We start from the raw sequence: 22,312 nt of genomic DNA, 5'->3' as shown, positions 1-22,312 counted from the left end.
AGGAGAATGAATAATGATAAAAGAATTGAAATATTTTATTGAAACTTGGGGATGTCAAATGAATGAGGAAGACTCCGAAAAGTTATCAGGCGGATTAAAGCCACTAGGTTATAAAAGAACAGCCTCTAAGGAAGATGCTGATATAATAATATTTAATACTTGCTGTGTTAGAGAAAATGCAGAACAAAAAGTTGAAGGAAATTTAGGTGCACTTAAGAAACTTAAAAAAGAAAAGCCAGAGCTTGTAATTGCAATAACTGGATGTATGATGCAACAGGAAGGAATGGCAGAAAATATAATAAAGAAGTTTCCTTATGTAGATATAATAATAGGTACTCATAATGCTTATAAGTTTAATGAATATTTAAGCAGAGCATTAGGTGGTGAAAGACCTATAGTAGAAGTGTGGAATAAGGAAGAGGATATAGTAGAAGGAACACCTATTGATAGAGCAAGTAGTATAAAAGGATTTGTTACCATTATGTATGGATGTAATAATTTCTGTACATACTGCATAGTTCCACATGTAAGAGGAAGAGAAAGAAGCAGAAAACCAGAAGAAATTGAAAAAGAAATTATAGAAATGGTTAAAGCAGGCTATAAAGAGATAACGCTATTAGGTCAAAATGTTAACTCTTATGGTAAGGGTTTAGAACCAGAAATTAATTTTGCAGCATTACTTAGAAGAATAAACCAAATTGAAGGACTAGAAAGAGTAAGATTTATGACTTCACATCCAAAGGATTTAAGTGAAGAAGTTATTGAGGCTATTGCAGAGTGTGATAAATTATGTGAATCTATACATCTTCCAGTACAATCTGGCTCTTCAAGAATACTTAAGAAAATGAATAGACATTATACTAAAGAACAATATTTAGACTTAATTAAAAAAATAAAGCATAGAATTCCAAATGTAGCGTTAACTACTGACATAATTGTAGGATTCCCAGGAGAAAGTGAAGAAGACTTTCTTGAAACTTTGGAGTTAGTTAAAGAAGTGGAATATGACTCAGCATTTACTTTTTTATATTCAAAACGTAAGGGTACTCCAGCGGATATGATGTTAGATCAGGTTGATGAAGGAGCTAAAAAAGACAGATTTAATAGGTTGGTTGAAGCAGTAAATGAAATTTCTGCTAAGAAAAATAAAGAATATGCTGATAAAGTTGTTGAAGTTCTTGTTGAAGGTTATAGCAAAAACGATGAAAGCAAATTAACAGGCAGAACTAGAACAGGAAAGCTAGTTAATTTTACCGGAAATGCTGATAGCATAGGAAAACTTGCTAATGTTAAAATAACAAAAGCACAATCCTTCTCTTTGATAGGAGAGCAAATTTAGTTAAGAGCATTGTTTAAAATTAAGGCATATTCAAAGCAACAACAAGACAGTATGTTAGCTTATTTTGTATCATACTTTATTGTCAGAAGTTTATCATAGTACCATTATGAGTAAATCTGACAGCTTGTGTGATATAAGTAAACTAACACCTTTGCTTGTTATTTTCTTTTAGATGCTTAATGATGAAAAAAAGAAATTCCTTTTATTTATATTAGGAAATAATTGATGAAGTTTTTATTAGTGAAATTAACATTTTTAAAATTATGCTAACTTTAAAAGCGACAATGTCGCTTTTTTTATAAGAAGAATAAAGGAGAGATAAAGAATATGTCATTCACTCCAATGATGAGACAATATCTAGAAATAAAGGATAAATGTAAAGATAGTATATTATTTTTTAGATTAGGCGACTTTTATGAGATGTTCTTTGAAGATGCTGAATTAGTATCTAAAGAGCTAGAATTAACTTTAACAGGTAGGGATTGCGGATTAGAAAATAGAGCACCTATGTGTGGTGTACCTTTTCATGCAGCAGAAACTTATATATCTAGATTAGTTTCAAAAGGATATAAAGTTGCAATTTGTGAACAGGTAGAAGATCCTGCTGTAGCAAAGGGGATAGTAAAAAGAGATATAATAAAAATAGTAACGCCTGGTACTTATACTGAATCTTCTTTTTTAGAAGAAAACAAAAATAATTTCTTAATGGGTCTTTATATTAGTGAAAATCTGTCTTCGGTGTGTTTTTGTGATATATCTACTGGAGAATTTTATTGTAGTGATTTTAATTATGATATAAATATTATTATAGATGAAATCTCTAAGTTTAACCCTAAAGAATTAGTAATATCAAATATGGTTAGTGAAGAAATACTAAAGGAAATTAGAGAAAGATTTGAAGTTTCTATATCAAGATTTGATGATGATTTTTTCTCTACAGAAGAAGAAAAGTTACAAAATCAATTTAAAAATTATGAAGAACTTCAATTTAGTGAAAGTTTAGTAAGAGGATGTAATGGTTTATTAAATTATATAGTTGAAACACAAAAAGTTACGCTATCCAATATTGACACTATTGAAATCTATAATATTTTTGATTACCTTGTAATTGACGGCAACTCAAGAAGAAATTTAGAAATAACAGAAAGTCTAAGGGATAAGACTAAGAGAGGGTCATTGCTTTCAGTATTAGATAAAACTAGTACTGCTATGGGAGCAAGAAGACTTAGAAAATGGATAGAGCAGCCATTGGTAGATAAGAAAGAAATCGAGTTAAGACAAAATGCTATTGAAGAACTAATAAAAAATATTTCACTACAAGAAGACCTTGATGATGCACTAAATGATATTTATGATATAGAGAGATTAGTTGGTAAAATTAGCTCTAAAAGTATAAATGCTAAAGAACTTTTAGCACTAAAAAACTCTATTGAAAAAATTCCAAGAATTAAAGATTTACTATCAAGTTTTAGTGAAGATTTACTTATAGATATTGAAAAAAACTTAGATGATTTAAAAGATATTTATGAATTTTTACATTGTTCTATTAGTGAAAGCCCAGCGATTTCTGTAAAAGAAGGTAATATAATAAAAGAGGGCTATAATGAAGAAATTGATGAACTTAGAAACTCAAAGAAATGTGGTAAACAATGGATTGCCAATCTTGAGAGTAATGAAAAGAAATCAACTGGAATTAAATCTTTAAAAATAGGTTATAATAAAGTATTCGGTTACTTTATTGAAGTAACTAAAAGTAATTTATCCTTAATTCCAGAGGGAAGATATATAAGAAAGCAAACCTTATCTAATGCTGAAAGATTTATAACTCCCGAACTTAAAGAAATGGAAGATAAAATTTTAGGTGCAGAGGATAAATTAATTTCTTTAGAGTACGAAGTTTTTGTAACTATTAGAGAAGAAGTAGAAAAACATGTTGACAGGATGAAGACTTCTGCAAAGCTTATATCAGAATTGGATTCACTATGTAGTTTGTCCAAGGTTGCAAGGGATAATAATTATATAAAACCATCTATTAATATAAAAGGTACATTAAAAATAGAAGATGGAAGACATCCTGTAGTAGAAAAAATGCTACCAATAAATAGCTTTGTAGGAAATGATACTTTATTAGATGGAAAAGATAATCAAATGTTATTAATAACTGGACCTAATATGGCAGGAAAATCCACTTATATGAGACAAGTTGCGCTTATAACTTTGATGGCACAGATAGGAAGCTTTATACCTGCGAAATCAGCAGATATTTCTGTATGCGATAAAATTTTTACTAGAATTGGAGCTTCTGACGACTTAGCTGGAGGGAAGAGTACCTTCATGGTTGAAATGTGGGAAGTATCTAATATATTAAAAAATGCTACTAATAAAAGTTTAATATTATTAGATGAGGTAGGACGAGGAACAAGCACCTATGATGGGTTAAGTATTGCTTGGGCAGTTATTGAATATATATGCGAAAGTTCCAATATTAAATGTAAAACTCTATTTGCAACTCATTATCACGAACTTACAAAGTTAGAAGACAAGATAAAAGGTGTTAAAAATTATTCAATTGCAGTTAAAAAAGTTGATAATAGTATAATCTTCTTAAGAAAAATAATTCCAGGAGGCGCTGATGAATCCTATGGAATTGAAGTTGCAAAATTAGCGGGTATACCAAATAAAGTTATTGATAGAGCAAGAGAAATACTCTCTCATCTTGAAGATAATAACAATAATAAAGATATAACTACTATTTATACTGAAAATAAGGCTATAATTGTAGAGGAGAAAGACTTACAAAAGGAAATTACTAATAATGAAGTAGCTGTAGATAAAGTAAATGTAGAAAAAGTAGTTAAAAAAGAAAATAAAGTTGAGGTATTAGAAGAAATACAGCTTGGATTCGAGGATATTCAAAGTATGAATTTAATGAAAGAAATTAAAAATATTGATATTTTGAATATGACTCCAATGGAAGGATTTAATAAGCTATATGAACTAATTAAGAAAGCAAAATCACTATAAAAATACCTTTTCTTATAGGAGGTGATTTTTTGAAAAGAATTAATATTTTAGATTTTGAAACTTCAAATAAAATTGCGGCAGGTGAGGTTGTAGAAAGAGCAAGTTCTGTTGTAAAGGAACTTGTTGAAAATAGTGTTGATGCTAATTCAAAAAATATTATTATTGAAATAGAAGATAGTGGAAACAAATTGATTAAAATCAGTGATGATGGAGATGGTATTCATCATGAAGATATAGAAAAAGCCTTTATGCCACATGCCACAAGTAAAATTAGAGGTATAGAAGATATATATAATATTAATAGTTTTGGCTTTAGGGGGGAGGCTCTTTCTAGTATAGCAGCTATATCAAAAGTTACATTAAAAAGTAAAACTAAAGAGGAATCTTTTGGAAAGGAAATATATGTTGAGGGAGGCAAAGTAGTTCATATTATGGATACAGCTTGTAATGATGGAACTACTATAGAGGTAAAAGATTTATTCTTCAATGTGCCTGCCCGTCAAAAGTTTTTAAAATCAGCTCAAAGAGAAGCTTCATTAATTTCTGATTTAGTGCTGAGATTAGCCTTAGGAAATCATGACATATCCTTTAAACTAATTAATAAAGGGAAAGTAACTATAAATACTTATGGCACAGAAGATATAGTAGAGACTATTAGAGTGTTATATGGCAAGGAAGTAAAGGAAAATATAATTCCTTTTGAAAAATATAATGATATAGTTTCTGTTCATGGTTTTATTGGAAATGCTGAGATAAGCAGAGGTAGTAGAAACAGGCAATCTATATTTGTAAATAAGAGACTTATAAAAAATAGTACAATAACTGCAGCAATAGAGAATGCCTTTAAATCTTTCTTAACAATAAATAAATTTCCTTTCTTCGTATTATTTTTAGATATTTTTCCTGAATTCATTGATCCTAATGTCCATCCTACTAAAGCGGAGATTAAGTTCTTTGATGATAGATCTATATTCAAGTTAGTATTTGATGGAGTTCATAGTGCATTAAGGGAATATATGCAGCATTCTTTTAGTATTGAAGAGGATGTTTTAGTTGTAAAAGAAAAGGAAATTATAGATAATAACTATATACAGCCTAAATATGAGCAAGAGGCCTTTAATGATAACATTTTTGAAAGAAAAATATCCAGTAAGGATATTGAATTTCAATCTATACCTATAGATCTAAAACCATTAAAAAATGTAGATTTAACAAATAGTTTTGAAAGAAAAGAAGAAGTAGTAAAAAAAGCTGAAGAAAAATTTGAAAATGAAGCTGTAAGTACTAAAACTTTAAAAGAAAATAATATAGAAAAAAGCTCTATAGAAGACTTAAACTTACAACCTAAGTTTGGACATATAGATATTATTGGACAGTTTAATAATACTTATATAATAGGTGAGAGTAATAATGAACTAATATTAATTGATCAACATGCTGCTCATGAAAAGTATCTTTTTGAAAAATACAGGAGATCAATAAAAAATTTAGAAGTAGTTTCTCAAATTTTATTAACTCCAACAGTTATTGAACTAACTTATGAAGATTTCCCTTATTATAGCGAAAATGTAGAGGCTTTTGAAAATGCTGGGTTCAAAATTGAAGATTTTGGCGATAATACTATAAGTATAAGAGAAGTACCTATGTTTTTAGGTAAGCCTGATGTAAAATCTCTATTTTACGAAATATTAGATAATTTAAAAAAACTAGGTAGTGGAGAAACTACAGAAGTTAAGTATAATAAAATAGCTTCTCTTGCCTGTAGAGCAGCAGTAAAAGCTAATGATAAGTTATCAATAATGGAGATGGAGAAGTTAATGGAAGATTTGCGTTATATTGAGGAACCATTTACTTGTCCTCATGGGAGACCTACTATGATCAAAATAACATTAAATGAACTAGAAAAAAGATTTAAAAGAATACAATAGAATAGAGTTTAGGTGAGATTTTATGAAGGATTTGTTTATTCTTGCAGGACCAACTGCAGTGGGAAAAACTGAAATATCCATTAAGCTGGCAAAAAAACTAAATGGTGAGATAATTTCTTGTGATTCAATGCAAATATATAAAGAAATGGATATTGGATCTGCTAAGATAACTAGAGAGGAAATGAAGGGAATAGAACATTATTTAGTGGATATTATTAATCCAAGTGAAGAATTTAGTGTGGCTCAATTTAAAGAATACGCTGAAGATGCTATCCACAAAATTTATGATAAAAATAAGCTACCTATGGTGGTAGGAGGTACAGGGCTTTATATTAACTCCCTTATCTACAATTATAGTTTTGGTGATACCAGTAAGGATGAAAAGCATAGAGAGTATTTAAGCAGTCTAGCAGAGCAAAATGGCAAGGATTATGTTCATAATATGCTTAAAGAAATAGATGAAGACAGTTTTCAGAAGCTTTATCCCAATGATTTAAAGCGAGTGATTAGAGCATTAGAAGTATATAAGACTACAGGTAAGACTATGAGTGAGTACTTAGCTGAACAAAATATTTATGATATACCTTATAATGTATATTACTATGTACTAACCATGAATAGAGAAAAGCTTTATGAACGAATTAATAAAAGAGTAGATATTATGATGGAAAAAGGACTCTTAGAAGAAGTAATTGCATTAAAAAACAAAGGGTATACTGAAGATATGCAATCTATGAAAGGAATAGGGTATAAAGAACTACTATATCACTTAAAAGGCGAGATATCTTTAGAAAAATCTATTGATATGATTAAACAATTTAGTAGAAATTATGCTAAGAGGCAGCTTACATGGTTTAGAAAAGATCCTAGAGTAGTTTGGGTAGACAAAGATAGGTTCAATAATGATGATGAAGTTGCTAAGTTTATCGAAGAAGATTTTAAAAGAAAAATATTAATGAATAATTAAAACTAAATAATTTCCCAAATAAAAGGATTTTATAATTATTCATAGAATAAGTTAATTATATTTACGGAGGTGTTTTTAATGAGTAAATCTACAAATAATTTACAAGATATATTTTTGAATGGTGCTAGAAAAAACAAAGTGCCAGTTACAATACATTTAACAAATGGATTTCAAATAAAGGGTAATGTTACTGGTTTTGATAGCTTTACAGTTATTTTATATTCTGATGGAAAACAAATGTTAATTTATAAACATGCTATATCAACAATTACTCCTCTAAGACCAATTTTATTCAATAGTTCAAATGAAAATTCTAATGAAGATTAAATACATAAAATATACTTAGATTAAAAAATCTAGGTATATTTTATTTTAGGCATACTAAAGAAAATAACTAGTCAAAAGTTATGTATATTTTACGCTATACTGACTATTTTTTAATATGACTTAGCTCATAAAACTCTTATTCAAGTAAATTATTGAGATTTGATTATTATTATTTACTATGTTAGTATTATGAAGGTAGTTTTTGTATAAGGAGATATGAATTATGATAGATATAACTAAAGAGTTTCTAATGAAAAAATATAATATAAATTCTACGCTTTTAGAGCTTTATGAAAATGCATTAGAAGATGTAAAACCACAATTTGAAAAATTAGATGAAATAAGAGAATATAATCAGCTTAAGGTTTTAAATGCACTTCAAGAGGAAAGAATAAGTGATATGCATTTTACTAATTCTTCTGGGTATGGATATGGAGATATAGGAAGAGATGCATTAGATAAAGTTTATGCTAAAGTATTTAATACTGAAGTTGCTTTAGTTAGACCTCACTTTGTTAATGGCACTCATGCTATTGGTGCAGCTTTATTTGGAAATTTGAGGCCTGGTGATACAATGGTTAGTGTTTGTGGAGCACCTTATGATACTCTTCATAGCATAATTGGAATTAGTGAAGAGGAAAATATAGGTTCATTAAAAGAGTATGGTGTAAATTATAAACAGATAGATTTGGGAGAAAATAAAAAAGTTAATATAGAAGCTATGAAATCTATATTAAGAGAAGATAATACTGTAAAATTAGTACATATTCAAAGATCAACAGGTTATGGCTGGAGAAATTCCTTATTAGTAGAAGATATAAGACCGATAATTAAAGCAGTTAAGGAAATAAATAAAGATATAATATGTTTCGTAGATAATTGTTATGGTGAATTTATACAGATTATCGAGCCTACAGATGTAGGAGCAGACTTGGTAGCAGGTTCGCTTATTAAAAATATTGGTGGAGGTATAGCTCCAACTGGAGGATATATAGCTGGAAAAGAAGAGTACGTAAATCAAGCAGCATATAGGTTAACTATACCAGGAATAGGTGGAGAATGCGGTTCTACCTTTGGAGTAATGAGAACACTGTTCCAAGGATTATTCTTAGCACCTCATATTGCTATTGAAGCAGTTAAAGGAGCAATATTTTGTGCTAGAATTATGGAATTAGCAGGTTTTGAGGTTCTGCCAAAGTATAATGATGAAAGAAGCGATATAATTCAAGCAATTAAGTTTAATGATAAAGAGAAATTAATAAAATTCTGCAAAGGAATTCAAGCAGGATCACCAATAGATTCTTTTGTAGAATGTGAGCCGTGGGATATGCCAGGATATAGTGATCAAGTTATAATGGCGGCAGGTGCCTTTATTCAAGGTTCTTCAATAGAGTTATCTGCTGATGCTCCAATTAGAGATCCATTTATAGCATATCTTCAAGGTGGATTGACTTTTGACCACGCTAAAACAGGAATATTAATTGCATTAGGGAAAATATTTGCATAATAAAAGCGTGACATTTTGTCACGCTTTTATTAATACTTTCTATATAGCCCTGCAAGCTTTCCGAGAATAGTACAATTTTTTACTAAAATTGGATTCATCGAAGCATTTTCGGGTTGAAGTCTTATATAGCCATCTTCCTTATAAAAAGTTTTAATTGTAGCCTCATTTTCGATAAGAGCTACTACAATATCACCATTATTAGCTACAGAAGTTTTTTCTATAATCGCCAAATCACCATCAAATATTCCAGCCTCAATCATACTTTCTCCAGAAACTTTTAATATAAAAAGATCATTTCTATTTTTTATAAAATTTATTGGCATAGAAAATGTATCTTCAATACTTTCATGAGCAAGTATAGGCTCGCCAGCAGTTATTTTACCTACTATAGGAATATCTATTAACTCTTTTTTTATTGGAGAGTCTAACAAAAGCTCTATTGCTCTAGGTTTAGTAGGATCACGTCTTATAAGTCCTTTTTTTTCAAGACGAGATAGATGACCATGAACCGTAGAGGTTGATTTTAAATTTACTGCTTCACATATTTCTCTAACAGAAGGCGGATAACCTTTTGTGGATATTTGTTCTTTTAAAAATTCATATATTTCAATTTGTTTATTATTCTTAATATCAGCCATAGAACCACCTCATTTCTTAGAGAAATTATATCATAAGAAATTTTAAATATCAAACTTATGTTCTATAAGACATATGAAATTTCAATATGTTTATAATAAGTAAATTTAAATAATACTAATAATAAAGTTAAAATTATTTCAATTTAATATTTTTTCCTGTATACTTATGTAGTTTACAAAGTTAGGCATCTTCAAAAAAATAATAGACCAGTATATTAGCCTATTTTCCATCATACTACGTCGTCAGAACCAGCCCATAGCGCCACTATGAGCAGAGCCTAACGCCTTGTCTGATAAAAAATATACTAACATCTTTGATCTATTATTTTCTTTCAGATGCCTTATAGGAAAGCTTAAGGAGAGAGAAAGATGATAAATAGTTTCAGTGATTTAAATATAAGTGAAAATATAATTAAGGGTTTAGGTGTACAAGAAATAAGGATACCAACAAAAATACAACAGAAATCTATACCATATATATCTGACAATAAAGATGTAGTTGCACAATCAGAAACTGGTAGTGGAAAAACTTTAGCTTATCTGTTACCTCTTTTTCAAAAAATTGATGCTTCAAAAAGAGAAAATCAAGCTATAATATTAACTCCTACCCACGAGTTAGCAGTACAAGTACAAAAAGTAGTAGATACTTTGTCTAAAAATAGTAATTACAATATAACCTCTTCAGTTATAATTGGAAATGTAAATATTAAGCGTCAAGTAGAAAAGTTAAAAGAAAAACCCCATATAATTGTTGGTTCTACTGGAAGAATATTGGAATTAATAAAAATGAAGAAGATTTCTGGTCACACAATAAAAACTATAATTATAGATGAATGCGATAAGCTATTAGATATAAACAACATAGAAAATACAAAAGCTGTAATAAAGACTACTCTAAGAGAAAGGCAAGTCTTATGTTTTTCAGCAACTTTAACAGAAGAAGTTATTAATTTTTCAAAGGAAATGATGAAGGAACCTATTATTATAAAAAGTGAAGTAGAAAATGTAACAAATAAAAATATTGATCATATATATTTTGTTTGCGATAGAAGAGATAAAATTCTTATGGTAAGAAAATTAGTAGCAGCTTTAAATCCTAGAAAAGCAATAGTATTTATTAATAAAAGTGATGAGATTGAAATAATGGCAGAGAAGCTTAGATATCATAAACTAAAAGCTGAATCAATTCATGGTACATCTTTTAAAAGTGATAGAAAAAAAGCTATGGATGCTTTTATTAATGGTAAATCTAATATATTAGTTTCTTCTGATTTGGCCTCTCGAGGTCTTGATATTAAAGGTGTCACCCATGTTATAAATCTAGATCTACCAGAAAACTCAATGGATTATATACATAGGGTAGGAAGATGTGGAAGGGGTAATGAAAGAGGCGTAGCCATATCAATAGTAACAGAAAGAGAAGAAATTATTATTTCTCAATATAAAAATAAATTTAAAATTAATATTGATTTAAAAGACATATATTATGGTAAAATTATTAATCCTAAAGAAAAACAGTTTATAAAGAAAGATAAAGGTATAACGTCTAAACCAAAAACTAAATTTAAGAATAATAATAAAAATAGTAAAGAAAAAACATATAAAGAAGCAAAAAATAAGAAAACTTCTGAGAAAAAATTTAAATAATAATATATACTGAAATTTATTAGTTTAAAGTCCTATTATATGATATAATAGGACTTGCGTTTTATAAAGATTATCTATACATAAATAAGTGAAAGTAAAAAAATAATTATTTTAAATAAATTTATAGTTATCAATGTAATAAAAAGAATAATAAATTGGAGGTAATAACATATGATACAAGCAACTAATGTTAGCTTAAGATACGGTGCACGTAAGCTGTTTGAAGATGTTAATATAAAATTTACTGAAGGAAATTGTTATGGAGTTATAGGTGCTAATGGTGCAGGTAAATCTACATTTTTGAAAATATTATCTGGAGAGCTAGAAGCTAATACAGGAGAAGTTTCAATAACTCCAGGACAAAGACTAGCAGTATTAAAGCAGGACCACTTTGCTTACGATGAAGTAGAAGTTTTAAAAACTGTTATTATGGGTCATCAAAGATTAATTAAAATTATGGAAGAAAAAGATGCATTATATGCTAAAGAAGATTTTTCTGATGAAGATGGTATAAGAGCTTCAGAACTTGAATGCGAATTTGCAGAACTTAATGGTTGGGAAGCAGAAAGTGAAGCAGCTACACTATTAAATGGATTAGGAATAAATGAAGAATTACATTATAAATTAATGAAAGACTTAAATGGATCAGAGAAAGTTAAAGTGCTATTAGCACAAACTCTTTTTGGAAAGCCAGATATACTATTAATGGACGAACCTACTAACCATTTAGATGTAAAATCTATTAAATGGCTTGAAAATTTTCTTCTTGATTTTGAAGGAACAGTTATAGTCGTTTCTCACGATAGACACTTTTTAAATAAAGTTTGTACTCACATGGCTGATATAGATTTTGCAAAAATTCAGCTTTATGTAGGAAACTATGACTTTTGGTATGAATCAAGCCAATTAGCTCTTCAAATGTCCAAAGATCAAAATAAAAAGAAAGAAGAAAAAATTAAAGAGCTTCAAGCTTTCATTGCTAGATTTAGTTCTAACGCTTCAAAGGCTAAGCAAGCTACAAGTAGAAAGAAACAATTAGATAAACTTACTCTAGAAGATATTAGTCCATCTTCAAGAAGATATCCTTTTGTTGGATTTAAGCCAGAAAGAGAAGCAGGAAATGATTTATTAGAAGTTAAAAATTTAAGTAAAACTATAGATGGCGTTAAAATTTTAGATAATGTTAGTTTTATGGTTAATAAAGGTGATAAGATAACATTTCTAGGAGATGGTATAGCAAAAACTACACTATTTAAAATACTTATGGGGGAAATGGAAGCAGATAATGGAGAATTTAAGTGGGGTGTTACTACATCTCAAGCTTATTTTCCACAGGACAACTCTGAATATTTTAATGAGTGTAATTTGAATTTAGTAGATTGGCTAAGACAATTTTCGGAAGAAAAATCTGAAAGTTTTATAAGAGGTTTTTTAGGAAGAATGTTATTTTCAGGAGAAGAAGCACTAAAAGAAGCTTCTGTTCTATCTGGAGGGGAAAAAGTTCGTTGCATGTTATCTAAAATGATGTTAAGCTCTGCTAATGTATTAATTTTAGATGAACCTACTAACCATTTAGACCTTGAATCTATTACAGCAGTTAATAATGGTCTAATAAATTTTAGTGGAACTATATTATTTACATCTCATGACCATCAATTTATACAAACAGTTGCGAATAGAGTAATTGAAATAACTCCTAAAGGAATCATGGATAGAGCAATGACTTATGATGAGTATTTAGAAAATGAGGAAGTTCAAGGGAAAGTTGCAGAAATGTATAAATAAACTAGTTATTTTGTTGACAAAATTTAAAAATTGGATATAATATATAACATAATTTAATATTAAAATTCTGTGAAGAGGACAGTACTTTCTTATAAACTTTAAAGCGAGCAGAGGCATGGTGGAAGCTCTGTAAGAAGATAAGAAGCTAAAATGGTAACATAGAGGCATCTAATAATCAGATAGGAAGAGAACCTTGGAGAAGCTACCTGAAAGAATAAATAAGTTTTAATTATAAAATTTATTAATTATTTGCATAGGGTTTGTCGCTAAAAGCGTTAAAATATTGAGTGGACTTTTGTCAACTAGAGTGGTACCGCGGATATTACACCCGTCTCTTATTTTAGAGACGGGTTTTTTATGTAAAAAAAATAAATGAAATATTGATTTATTAAGTTATAATTTTATTTTTAATAGAAAATAATAACTTAATATGTTATAGGAGGTCTAATAATGGATTATAAAAATTATATAGCTAAATTATTGTGTAAGCATATAGAAATTGATGAGGAAAATATAGAAAAATTAATAGAAATACCACCAAAGCCAGAAATGGGGGATTTTGCCTTTCCTTGTTTTAGTTTAGCAAAGACTATGAGAAAAGCTCCTAATATGATATCAACTGAACTAAAAGAAAAAATAGTAGATGAAAACTTTGAAAAGGTAGAAGCTTTTGGACCATATTTAAACTTCTTCGTTAATAAAGAAAGCTTTGTTAAAAATATTATTGAAAAAATATTAAATGAAAAACAAGATTATGGTTCAAATGATAATGGAGAAGGTAAAAATGTAATAGTTGAATATTGCTCTGCTAATATTGCAAAGCCATTCCACGTTGGACATTTATTTACAACAATGCTGGGAAATTCTCTATACAAATTATTTAACTTTCATGGATATAATGCAATAGGAATTAATCACCTTGGAGACTGGGGAACACAGTTTGGAAAATTAATATATGCCTATAATAACTGGGGTGATGAAAAAGCTCTTGAAAGTGACCCAATAAAAGAAATGTTAAGAGTTTATGTTAAATTCCATGATGAGGCAGAAAAGAATCCAGCACTTGAAGATGAGGGCAGAAAACACTTCAGACTATTAGAAGAAGGAAATGAAGAAGAAGTTAAACTTTGGACTAGATTTAAAGAATTAAGCTTAAAAGAGTTTGATAAATTATTTAAAATCCTAAATGTTAATTTTGATTCTTTTGATGGAGAAAGTTTCTATACAGATAAAATGGATGCTGTTATAGAGGAAATAAATGAAAAAGGATTACTTACTGATAGTAATGGTGCCAAAGTAGTAATGCTTGATGAATATAATATGCCACCATGCATAGTTAAAAAGGCCGATGGAGCAACAATTTATGCAACTCGTGATTTAGCAGCAGCTTTTTATAGAAAGAAGACTTATGATTTTTATAAAAATATATATGTAGTTGCTAAGGATCAAGCACTTCACTTTAAACAAGTATTTACTACAATTAAGCTTATGGGCCATGATTGGGCAGATGATTGTATTCATGTTGAATTTGGATTAGTACGTTTTGCTGATAAAAAGCTTTCAACAAGAAAGGGAGATGTAGTATTCCTTGAAGATTTATTAAATGAAGCAGTGGCTAAAACCTTAGAGATAATAAATGAAAAAAATCCAGATCTTGAAAATAAAGATGAAGTAGCTAAAAAAGTTGGTATTGGTGCAATAGTATTTACTTATCTAAAAAATTCAAGGGAAAGAGATATAGTATTCAACTGGGATGAAATGCTAAGCTTTGAAGGTGAAACAGGACCGTATGTTCAATATACTTATGCAAGAGGTAAGAGTATATTAAGAAAAGTAGGAGAAGAAGTAACTGGGGAAGTGGATTATGGTAAGCTAAATTCTAAAGAAGAATTTGAATTAGCTAAAGAGCTTGGAAACTTTGAAAATGCAATAAATAATGCCCTAGAAAAACTGCAGCCTTCTGTAGTTACAAGATATTGTATAGAAGTAGCTAAGGCGTTTAATAAATTTTACAATGCTCATAATATCGCAAATTCAGAAGATGAAGGTACAAAGAATGCTAGAATCAATTTAGTTAAATCTACACTTCAAGTTCTAGAAAATGGATTAGGTTTAATAGGATTAGAAGTAGTAGATAAAATGTAATCAATGGAGAGTTGAAAATGGACAATTGACAATNNCAATTATGGTGGAAATTAGTTTAATTAAAACCAATTTCTTTAATGAATTTTTTACTAGCAATACAATTGTTAGTGTTATATAAAAAAAGTTATATAAAAAAATATATTTTTTATTGAAAACTATTTTCAATTGGTATTTATTATTGTATAATATATTTGGCATTTAAATTATACCGCGGCAAACCAAAAAATTGGAGGTAAATTTATATGGCAAAAATGATGGGACCACGCTTTAAATTATGTAGGAGATTAGGACTAAATGTTGCAGGTCATCCTAAAGCAATGGAAAGGGCAGTGAGAGGAACTTCTAGAGCTGATAAAAAATTATCAGATTATGGTGTTCAACTTTTAGAGAAGCAAAGATTAAGAGCTTACTATGGAGTACTTGAAAAGCAATTTAGTAGATATGCTAAAAAAGCTATTAAAGATGCTAAGAGAAATAAAGAAATTCCAGGGGAAGCACTTATAAAAATGCTAGAATGTAGACTAGATAATATAGTTTATAGATTAGGATTTGCAAACTCTATTCGCCAAGCTAGACAAATGGTTAATCATGGTCACTTTTTGGTAAATGGAGAAAAGGTAGATATACCTTCTTATAGAATTGAAGTAGGAGATATAGTTACTTTAAAAGAAGCATCAAGAAAAAATGAAATGTTTAAGGAAAATTTTGAATCTACCTTAATAGGACATTTACCATACTTAGAGAAAGACATGGAAGGTTTTTCTGGAAAACTTTTAAAAATACCTGATAGAAGTGAAGTTCCAATACAAATAACTGAACAATTAGTTATAGAATATTATTCTAAGTAATCTATTGAAAAAAATATAGATTTAGATTAATAAATCTATAAAGGCTTTAAGGTTGTTATACTAAAAGTATAACAACCTTAATTTTTGTATAAATCACTTTAATATATAAAATTTTAATAAAAGTTGAAAAGTTAAGAACTGCAAAAAACATAAAAGGAAGCAGAGCTTTATGCTTCCTTTTATGTGTATATTTAGAAGATTTGGATGTAATTAATGGACAATGCAAATTTTAAAAAATCTTATAATATAAACTTTGAACACCCATTTTATATATGATTTTATATTATTTGCTCTTCTTTTTAATAATAACATATGAAAAAACTAAATGCAAGTGAAAATCATTATCAAATAAAATATTATTGTATTTTATTGTGTTAATAATATAAATTTTTTATAATAGTTATATTAGTTATGTAAAATAAAGTATTATTAGGTAAATTTAAGATGTCTTAAATAAAATATATAAAAGGGGCTTGAATTTTAATATGGATATTTATTTGCTTATAAGTGAGTTTATATTAATAGTATATTATATTTTAGAAATTATAAATAATTTTAACTTTGGCATATTATCTGTAGGTTTTATATTAGTCTATATTATTATTACAATGGGACAAAGTATATTTCATAAGAAAAGCATTTATCTTATATTAACTTTAATTAAGTTTATGTTAATTTATTTTGGGTATTTTTATGTAGATAATAAGACAGTTATTTTTTTACCATTAAATTTATATACAAATATTAAAATAAATAGTTATCCACATATAAAAGTATTTATTGCTTTAATTATTTTACTAGTATTACCTAATGATTTAATCCAGATATATACCTTTATAACTTTGATTATGTATCTTATATATTACGTATTAAATCATTTTACTAATTCTATAGAACAGTTAGTAAAAGACATAATTACTTTAAAGAATAAAAATGAAACTTTGAAAAATAAAATATATAGACAAGAGGAGTTTGAATCCCAGTTAAAATATACTTTTACATTAGAAGAGAGAAATAATATATCCCAGAAAATTCATGACGAATTAGGACATACTCTCTCTGGTACTGTATTTCAATTAGAAGCAGCAAATTTACTTTTAGATAAGGATATAAAAAAGGCTAAAGCTCTTATTGGTAATACCATTGATAAGTTAAGAGATGGAATGGATAATATAAGAAATACATTGAAAGAAATTAAACCAGAAAAAGAGCAAATAGGTATTAGCAAAATAATGTTATTGATAGAAGAAATAAGAAGAAGTAGCGATGTTGAAGTTATTTTGTTTCATGATAACTATATAGATAAGGCTTCTTTTATTCATTGGAAAATTATATATGATAATATTACAGAATCCATAACCAACAGTTTAAAACATTCCAGAGCTAATAAAATAACAATAAACATATCTGTAATTAATAATAAACTTATAAAATTAGAAATAAAGGATAATGGAATAGGAGTAAAGAAAATAAATAAGGGTATGGGAATAAGGGGAATGGAGGAAAGATGTGAAAGTATAGGTGGAAAGCTTATAGTTGATGGAAGTGATGGTTTTTCTGTAATATCACTACTTCCTATTGATATTTAGGGGGATATTATGAGTGTTAAAATTTTAATAGCAGATGATGATGAACTCATTAGAGAAAGTTTAAAGATTATTTTAAATATGGATGAGAAATTTACAGTTGTAGCCACTGCTAGTAACGGTTTAGAGGCTGTTAAAGCTTGTTTAAAGGGTGATATAGACGTTGCGCTGTTAGATGTTAGAATGCCTGTTATGAATGGTGTAGAGGCTTTAAAAGAGATTGTATCAAAATGTAGCACAAAGACTTTGATATTAACTACTTTTGATGAAGATGAATATATAAAAGATGCACTAAAATATGGGGCTATGGGATATTTGCTTAAAAACAATTCTCCAGAGAAAATTAAAAATGCTATATATACAGTTATTAATGGAAATATAGTACTTCAAGATACTATTATAAATAAAATAATAAGCCATGATAAAGAAAATCAAGCTAATTTTACTGAAAATAATAAATTTACTGGAAGAGAACGAGAAATTATAAAATTGATCTCCGAAGGCTTATCCAATAAAGAAATAGCATTAAATTTGTATATATCTGAGGGAACGGTTAAAAATTATATTTCCTCCATATTAGATAAAACTTGCCTCAATCATAGAACTCAAATTGCTATATATTATTTAAAAGGATTACTTTAAGCAATGCACAATTTATACAATGGAGAATTGACTATGGAGAATTGAAAATTAAGGTAGAAATTATTTTTAGGTAAAATAATTTCTTTAAACGAATTTTTTGACTAGCAATATACAATTGCCAGTTATGTAGCGAACACTGTCTGCTGCTACAATTAATAAACTTTAAATTTCTCAGTGGTAGCTGAGAAATATCCATAATTGTCCATTGTCAATAGTCAATAGTCAANNTTGATATGAAGGTTTTAGAAGTAAATAATTTAATTAAAAAATTTAAGGATTTGACTGCTGTTGACAATATAAATTTTTCAATAGAAGATGGGGAAATTTACGGACTATTAGGACCAAATGGTGCAGGAAAAAGTACCACAATAAATATGATTTGTGGACTTATAAGTAGTGATATGGGCGAAATAAAGATATTAGAAAAAGATATAAAGAAAAATGTAAATTTTATCAAGGAAAATATAGGACTTGTACCTCAAAGTATAGCGGTATATTGGGAACTTACAGCATTAGAAAATGTAAAGTTTTTTGGTAGTTTATATGGATTAAAAGGTAAAGAACTAGAAAAAAAATCATTAGAAGCATTAGAATTTGTAGGACTTATAGATAGAATTAAAGAACCCTGTAGAAACTTTTCAGGGGGAATGAGTAGACGACTAAATATAGCTTGCTCTATAGTGCATAAACCTAGAATTATAATAATGGATGAACCGACAGTAGGAATTGATCCTCAGTCAAGAAAGCACATATTAAACTCTGTAAAAAAACTTAATAAAATGGGCAGTACCATAATATATACTTCGCATTATATGGAAGAGGTAGAGGAAATATGTAGTAAGGTTGGCATAATGGATCATGGAAAATTAATAGCTCAAGGAACTAAGGAAGAGTTAAAGGCACTGATTACTGATTACAATTATATAAAAGTTCAGGTTGCTAATGTAGATAGTATAGATATTAACAAGCTTAAAAATATTAATGGTATTAATGATATTGATATTAAAGAGAACATTGTTGTTTTTGAGATTAATAAAGATATGATAAACATGGATAAGATAGTGAGAGTTTTTGTAGATAATAATATTTCTATAAGGGGAATAAATACAGTATTACCCAATTTAGAAGATGTGTTTTTAAACTTAACTGGTAGGAAGCTTAGAGATTAAGAGGAGTGGTATTAGTGAGAACTATTAGTATTATAGTTAAGGAAATGAAACAGCATTTAAGAGATAAAACAAATATGATATCAATGATTTTATTTCCCATATTTTTAACGGCAATTTTAGGGAGTGCTACTGGTGGTGATTTAGAAAATGAAATAGTTTTTAACTCGAAACCTGTAATATATTATATAGAAGGACAAGGAAAAACATCTAAAGCCTTTGAAACTATGATAAAAGAATTAAATAATATAGATAAAAAGGAAATTTATAGTTTTGAAGAAGGCATAGAACAAATTAAAAATAATAAATTCTCTGCTTATATTCACCTTAAAGTTAATGAAGATAAAATAATTATATATAAGAATGAAAATTATAATATTGAAGGATCATTAATGGAATTGGTTCTAAATTCTTTTGTAGAAAGATTTAATATTCTTATAGAGATAAATAAAGTTACTAATGAAAATTTGGTAAAAGTAAGTGAGGTAAGTAAGGCTGAAAGCCATAACTATGTAGAAGTAAAATCTTTAGATAAATTAAAAGGTCCTTCTGCGAAAGATTACTATGGAATAATGATGCTATTGATGATGGTAATGTATTGTGCCATGGGTGGAATGTCTATAATTAATACTGAACGATATCGTAAAACTTTAGATAGACTTATAATTGCTCCAATAAATAGACTTAATTTGTTTATTGCAATGACAATAGGAGCATTTATAGTGAATTGTATTCAGTTTACTATAGTAATATCTGTGCTTAAATATTTATTTAATATAAATTTTGGAGAAGATTTTATAAGCGTAATATTAATTATAGCATCACTAGGGATATTAGCTATATCTATTGGATGTGCAATGTCTCTAATGATTCCAGGAGAAAAGTGTCAAGGAATTTTAAATATATTATTGGTATTATTATGTTTTTTAGGTGGAAGCTATATGTCTATAGAAAGCCTTAATAGTGAATTCTTAATGAAACTAGCTAATGTTTCACCAGTTAGATGGACAAATAATAGTATCTTTAGCGTAATTTATGCAAATGATTACTCAAAATTTTATAGTACTCTAGCATTAAATTTTGGTATTGCAGCAATATTATTTTTAATATCAATGATGCTATTTAAAAGAATGGAGGATTAACATGAGAAATTCTTTCCTTATAGTAAAAAATAATTTTAAAATCATATTTAAAAAGAAGTCTTCTATATTCACATATGTACTACTTCCTATATTTAGTTTATTGTTTTTATTATTTATTCAGCTTTCAAGTAAAATACCAATATATAATATAGGAGTTATAAATAAAGATAATGAGACTTTATCTAAAGATATGATAAGTTATTTAGAAAATACTAAAAGATTCAGTCTATTAAGTATAGAGGAGAGTGAAGTAAAAGATAAAGTTACTAAAGGTGAAATTTCTTATGCTATAATAATTCCAAAAGACTTTGAAAATAGTATTATAGAAAATGAACCTAAAAACATAGAAATTTTAACTATAAAAGGTCAAGATATAACAGTATGGATTAAAAATTATATAAATATGTATATAGAAAATTTAAAGATAATAAGTGAGATAAGTAAAAATAACAAAGAATTTTATGATATATATAAAGGGTATAAATTTAATGGAAAATTGTCATTAGAGGGAAAAACTACAGAAGATATTACTGCTAAAAAAGTTTTTACGACAAATTCTATGGGAATATTTATAATGTTTTTAATGTATACATCTATAAATATTTCTAAGCTTATAATAAAGGAGAAGAGAGAAAAAACCTATTACAGAATATGTGTAGCGCCTTTTTCTTCAAGACAGTATATACTTGGGAATATGTTTACCAATCTATTAATTATAGGCTTTCAGCTATTTATAGTAATATTAATTTTAATAAAAATAATAAAACTTAACACAAATTATTTAAATTTCTTTATATTAATGATGGCTTTTGGTACTGTTGTAGTATCTCTTGGAGTTCTAATTATATCTTTTGCAAATTCTTCAATGTCAATAGGAGGAATTACAAACTTTATAGTAGTCCCTAGTTGTATGTTAGGAGGATGTTTTTGGCCTATAAGCAGTAGGGGAGAAATATTTAAAAAAATCTCTTTTTTAATGCCTCAAAGCTATGTTATAGATGGAATAGAAAAAATACAGAGTAATTTACATTTTAAAGCCTTAATTCCCAATATAGCTATATTAATATTATTCACTCTAGCATTTTTAAGTATAGCAACTTATAAAATGAAGATAAATAAATCTATGGGGGAATTTGTATAATATATCAATAAAAAAGGAGTTCATCGAACTCCTTTTTCTAATTCACAATTCACATTCAACAATTGAGAATTGACGATTGACAATGGAAAATTGTAGATATTTTTCAGCAATCGCTGAAAAATTTAAAATTTATTAATTGTAGCGGCGAACAGTGTTCGCCACATAACTAGCACTTGTATTACTAGTTAGAAATATATTAAAGAAATTATTTTGATAAAAATAATTTCTTTCTGAATTATGAATTGTGCATTGATAAAGTTTGCCATTTTTTACATCACCATATATTTTCGTAAAGGAATAAAAAATCCATGCATCAACGGCTTTTAACTGCTAATGAGACGGACCCAGATATATGAAAGAAAGTTATTATTTTGATAAAGATTTTCAATACTTATTGAAAATCTTTATCAATAATGATATAATAGGATTGTATTAAAGTTAACAAAGTAGCAGAGTTAACTTATCTATTTTGCACAATGG

Annotated in this window: 16 protein-coding genes; 15 read left to right on the top strand and 1 reads right to left on the bottom strand. The window is 27.8% G+C overall.

Annotated elements, in window-relative coordinates:
- The first annotated feature begins 13 nt into the window (after nucleotides 1-13).
- The 6 genes from miaB to B3603_RS05970 all read left to right on the top strand — a co-directional run bounded on the left by miaB (nucleotide 14) and on the right by B3603_RS05970 (nucleotide 9,092).
- Nucleotides 14-1,339, top strand: coding sequence for a tRNA (N6-isopentenyl adenosine(37)-C2)-methylthiotransferase MiaB (gene miaB, locus B3603_RS05995; RefSeq protein WP_291561919.1), 1,326 nt, complete (start codon nucleotides 14-16; stop codon nucleotides 1,337-1,339).
- Nucleotides 1,340-1,666: 327 nt separating this feature from the next.
- Nucleotides 1,667-4,363, top strand: a complete 2,697-nt coding sequence (mutS, locus tag B3603_RS05990; protein ID WP_291561916.1) for a DNA mismatch repair protein MutS — start codon at nucleotides 1,667-1,669, stop codon at nucleotides 4,361-4,363.
- Between the two features lie 29 nt (nucleotides 4,364-4,392).
- The gene (gene mutL / locus B3603_RS05985) at nucleotides 4,393-6,291 is read left to right on the top strand and encodes a DNA mismatch repair endonuclease MutL (RefSeq protein WP_291561913.1); all 1,899 of its coding nucleotides are present in this window, start codon (nucleotides 4,393-4,395) and stop codon (nucleotides 6,289-6,291) included.
- 22 nt (nucleotides 6,292-6,313) lie between these two features.
- Nucleotides 6,314-7,258: a tRNA (adenosine(37)-N6)-dimethylallyltransferase MiaA gene (miaA, locus tag B3603_RS05980; protein WP_291561912.1), complete on the top strand. Its 945-nt coding sequence runs from the start codon at nucleotides 6,314-6,316 to the stop codon at nucleotides 7,256-7,258.
- A 78-nt stretch (nucleotides 7,259-7,336) separates the two neighbouring features.
- Nucleotides 7,337-7,585, top strand: coding sequence for an RNA chaperone Hfq (hfq, locus tag B3603_RS05975; protein ID WP_291561910.1), 249 nt, complete (start codon nucleotides 7,337-7,339; stop codon nucleotides 7,583-7,585).
- A gap of 223 nt (nucleotides 7,586-7,808) precedes the next feature.
- The gene (locus B3603_RS05970) at nucleotides 7,809-9,092 is read left to right on the top strand and encodes an aminotransferase class I/II-fold pyridoxal phosphate-dependent enzyme (RefSeq protein ID WP_291561908.1); all 1,284 of its coding nucleotides are present in this window, start codon (nucleotides 7,809-7,811) and stop codon (nucleotides 9,090-9,092) included.
- 29 nt (nucleotides 9,093-9,121) lie between these two features.
- On the opposite strand, the gene lexA is transcribed toward B3603_RS05970, so the two are convergent.
- Nucleotides 9,122-9,730 carry a transcriptional repressor LexA gene (gene lexA / locus B3603_RS05965; RefSeq protein WP_291561905.1) on the bottom strand — a complete coding sequence of 203 codons (609 nt, stop codon included), beginning with the start codon at nucleotides 9,728-9,730 and terminating at the stop codon, nucleotides 9,122-9,124.
- A gap of 369 nt (nucleotides 9,731-10,099) precedes the next feature.
- Here lexA and B3603_RS05960 point away from each other — a divergent pair, with 369 nt between their 5' ends.
- From B3603_RS05960 to B3603_RS05920, 9 genes are all read left to right on the top strand, one after another.
- The gene (locus B3603_RS05960) at nucleotides 10,100-11,377 is read left to right on the top strand and encodes a DEAD/DEAH box helicase (protein ID WP_291561903.1); all 1,278 of its coding nucleotides are present in this window, start codon (nucleotides 10,100-10,102) and stop codon (nucleotides 11,375-11,377) included.
- Nucleotides 11,378-11,548: 171 nt separating this feature from the next.
- Nucleotides 11,549-13,162, top strand: a complete 1,614-nt coding sequence (locus tag B3603_RS05955; protein ID WP_291561901.1) for an ABC-F family ATP-binding cassette domain-containing protein — start codon at nucleotides 11,549-11,551, stop codon at nucleotides 13,160-13,162.
- Nucleotides 13,163-13,612: 450 nt separating this feature from the next.
- Entirely contained in the window at nucleotides 13,613-15,307 is a 1,695-nt protein-coding gene (gene argS / locus B3603_RS05950; protein WP_291561899.1) for an arginine--tRNA ligase, read from the top strand.
- Between the two features lie 242 nt (nucleotides 15,308-15,549).
- The gene (gene rpsD, locus B3603_RS05945; RefSeq protein WP_291561897.1) at nucleotides 15,550-16,155 is read left to right on the top strand and encodes a 30S ribosomal protein S4; all 606 of its coding nucleotides are present in this window, start codon (nucleotides 15,550-15,552) and stop codon (nucleotides 16,153-16,155) included.
- A 485-nt stretch (nucleotides 16,156-16,640) separates the two neighbouring features.
- A complete protein-coding gene (locus B3603_RS05940) occupies nucleotides 16,641-17,744 on the top strand; it encodes a sensor histidine kinase (protein ID WP_291561895.1) in 1,104 nt (367 codons plus the stop codon).
- Nucleotides 17,745-17,753: 9 nt separating this feature from the next.
- Entirely contained in the window at nucleotides 17,754-18,383 is a 630-nt protein-coding gene (locus B3603_RS05935; protein ID WP_291561892.1) for a response regulator transcription factor, read from the top strand.
- A gap of 233 nt (nucleotides 18,384-18,616) precedes the next feature.
- On the top strand, nucleotides 18,617-19,552 hold the full coding sequence (locus B3603_RS05930) for an ABC transporter ATP-binding protein (RefSeq protein WP_291561889.1): 936 nt from the start codon (nucleotides 18,617-18,619) through the stop codon (nucleotides 19,550-19,552).
- A gap of 14 nt (nucleotides 19,553-19,566) precedes the next feature.
- On the top strand, nucleotides 19,567-20,691 hold the full coding sequence (locus B3603_RS05925) for an ABC transporter permease (RefSeq protein WP_291561887.1): 1,125 nt from the start codon (nucleotides 19,567-19,569) through the stop codon (nucleotides 20,689-20,691).
- Nucleotide 20,692: 1 nt separating this feature from the next.
- On the top strand, nucleotides 20,693-21,832 hold the full coding sequence (locus B3603_RS05920; protein ID WP_291561885.1) for an ABC transporter permease: 1,140 nt from the start codon (nucleotides 20,693-20,695) through the stop codon (nucleotides 21,830-21,832).
- Nucleotides 21,833-22,312 lie beyond the last annotated feature (480 nt).

It is taken from the genome of Clostridium sp. UBA2485 (assembly GCF_002341865.1).
GTDB lineage: Bacteria > Bacillota > Clostridia > Clostridiales > Clostridiaceae > Clostridium_J.
This window is presented reverse-complemented; position numbering and strand designations above follow the sequence as displayed.

What these genes read in the sequence shown, in the direction of transcription:
- B3603_RS05930 (WP_291561889.1), top strand. Translation starts at nt 18,617, where the DNA reads ATGAAGGTTTTAGAAGTAAATAATTTAATTAAAAAATTTAAGGATTTG.
- B3603_RS05935 (WP_291561892.1), top strand. Translation starts at nt 17,754, where the DNA reads ATGAGTGTTAAAATTTTAATAGCAGATGATGATGAACTCATTAGAGAA.
- B3603_RS05940 (WP_291561895.1), top strand. Translation starts at nt 16,641, where the DNA reads ATGGATATTTATTTGCTTATAAGTGAGTTTATATTAATAGTATATTAT.
- B3603_RS05970 (WP_291561908.1), top strand. Translation starts at nt 7,809, where the DNA reads ATGATAGATATAACTAAAGAGTTTCTAATGAAAAAATATAATATAAAT.
- B3603_RS05955 (WP_291561901.1), top strand. Translation starts at nt 11,549, where the DNA reads ATGATACAAGCAACTAATGTTAGCTTAAGATACGGTGCACGTAAGCTG.
- argS (WP_291561899.1), top strand. Translation starts at nt 13,613, where the DNA reads ATGGATTATAAAAATTATATAGCTAAATTATTGTGTAAGCATATAGAA.
- rpsD (WP_291561897.1), top strand. Translation starts at nt 15,550, where the DNA reads ATGGCAAAAATGATGGGACCACGCTTTAAATTATGTAGGAGATTAGGA.
- miaA (WP_291561912.1), top strand. Translation starts at nt 6,314, where the DNA reads ATGAAGGATTTGTTTATTCTTGCAGGACCAACTGCAGTGGGAAAAACT.
- B3603_RS05920 (WP_291561885.1), top strand. Translation starts at nt 20,693, where the DNA reads ATGAGAAATTCTTTCCTTATAGTAAAAAATAATTTTAAAATCATATTT.
- B3603_RS05960 (WP_291561903.1), top strand. Translation starts at nt 10,100, where the DNA reads ATGATAAATAGTTTCAGTGATTTAAATATAAGTGAAAATATAATTAAG.
- miaB (WP_291561919.1), top strand. Translation starts at nt 14, where the DNA reads ATGATAAAAGAATTGAAATATTTTATTGAAACTTGGGGATGTCAAATG.
- lexA (WP_291561905.1), bottom strand. Translation starts at nt 9,730, where the DNA reads ATGGCTGATATTAAGAATAATAAACAAATTGAAATATATGAATTTTTA.
- hfq (WP_291561910.1), top strand. Translation starts at nt 7,337, where the DNA reads ATGAGTAAATCTACAAATAATTTACAAGATATATTTTTGAATGGTGCT.
- mutS (WP_291561916.1), top strand. Translation starts at nt 1,667, where the DNA reads ATGTCATTCACTCCAATGATGAGACAATATCTAGAAATAAAGGATAAA.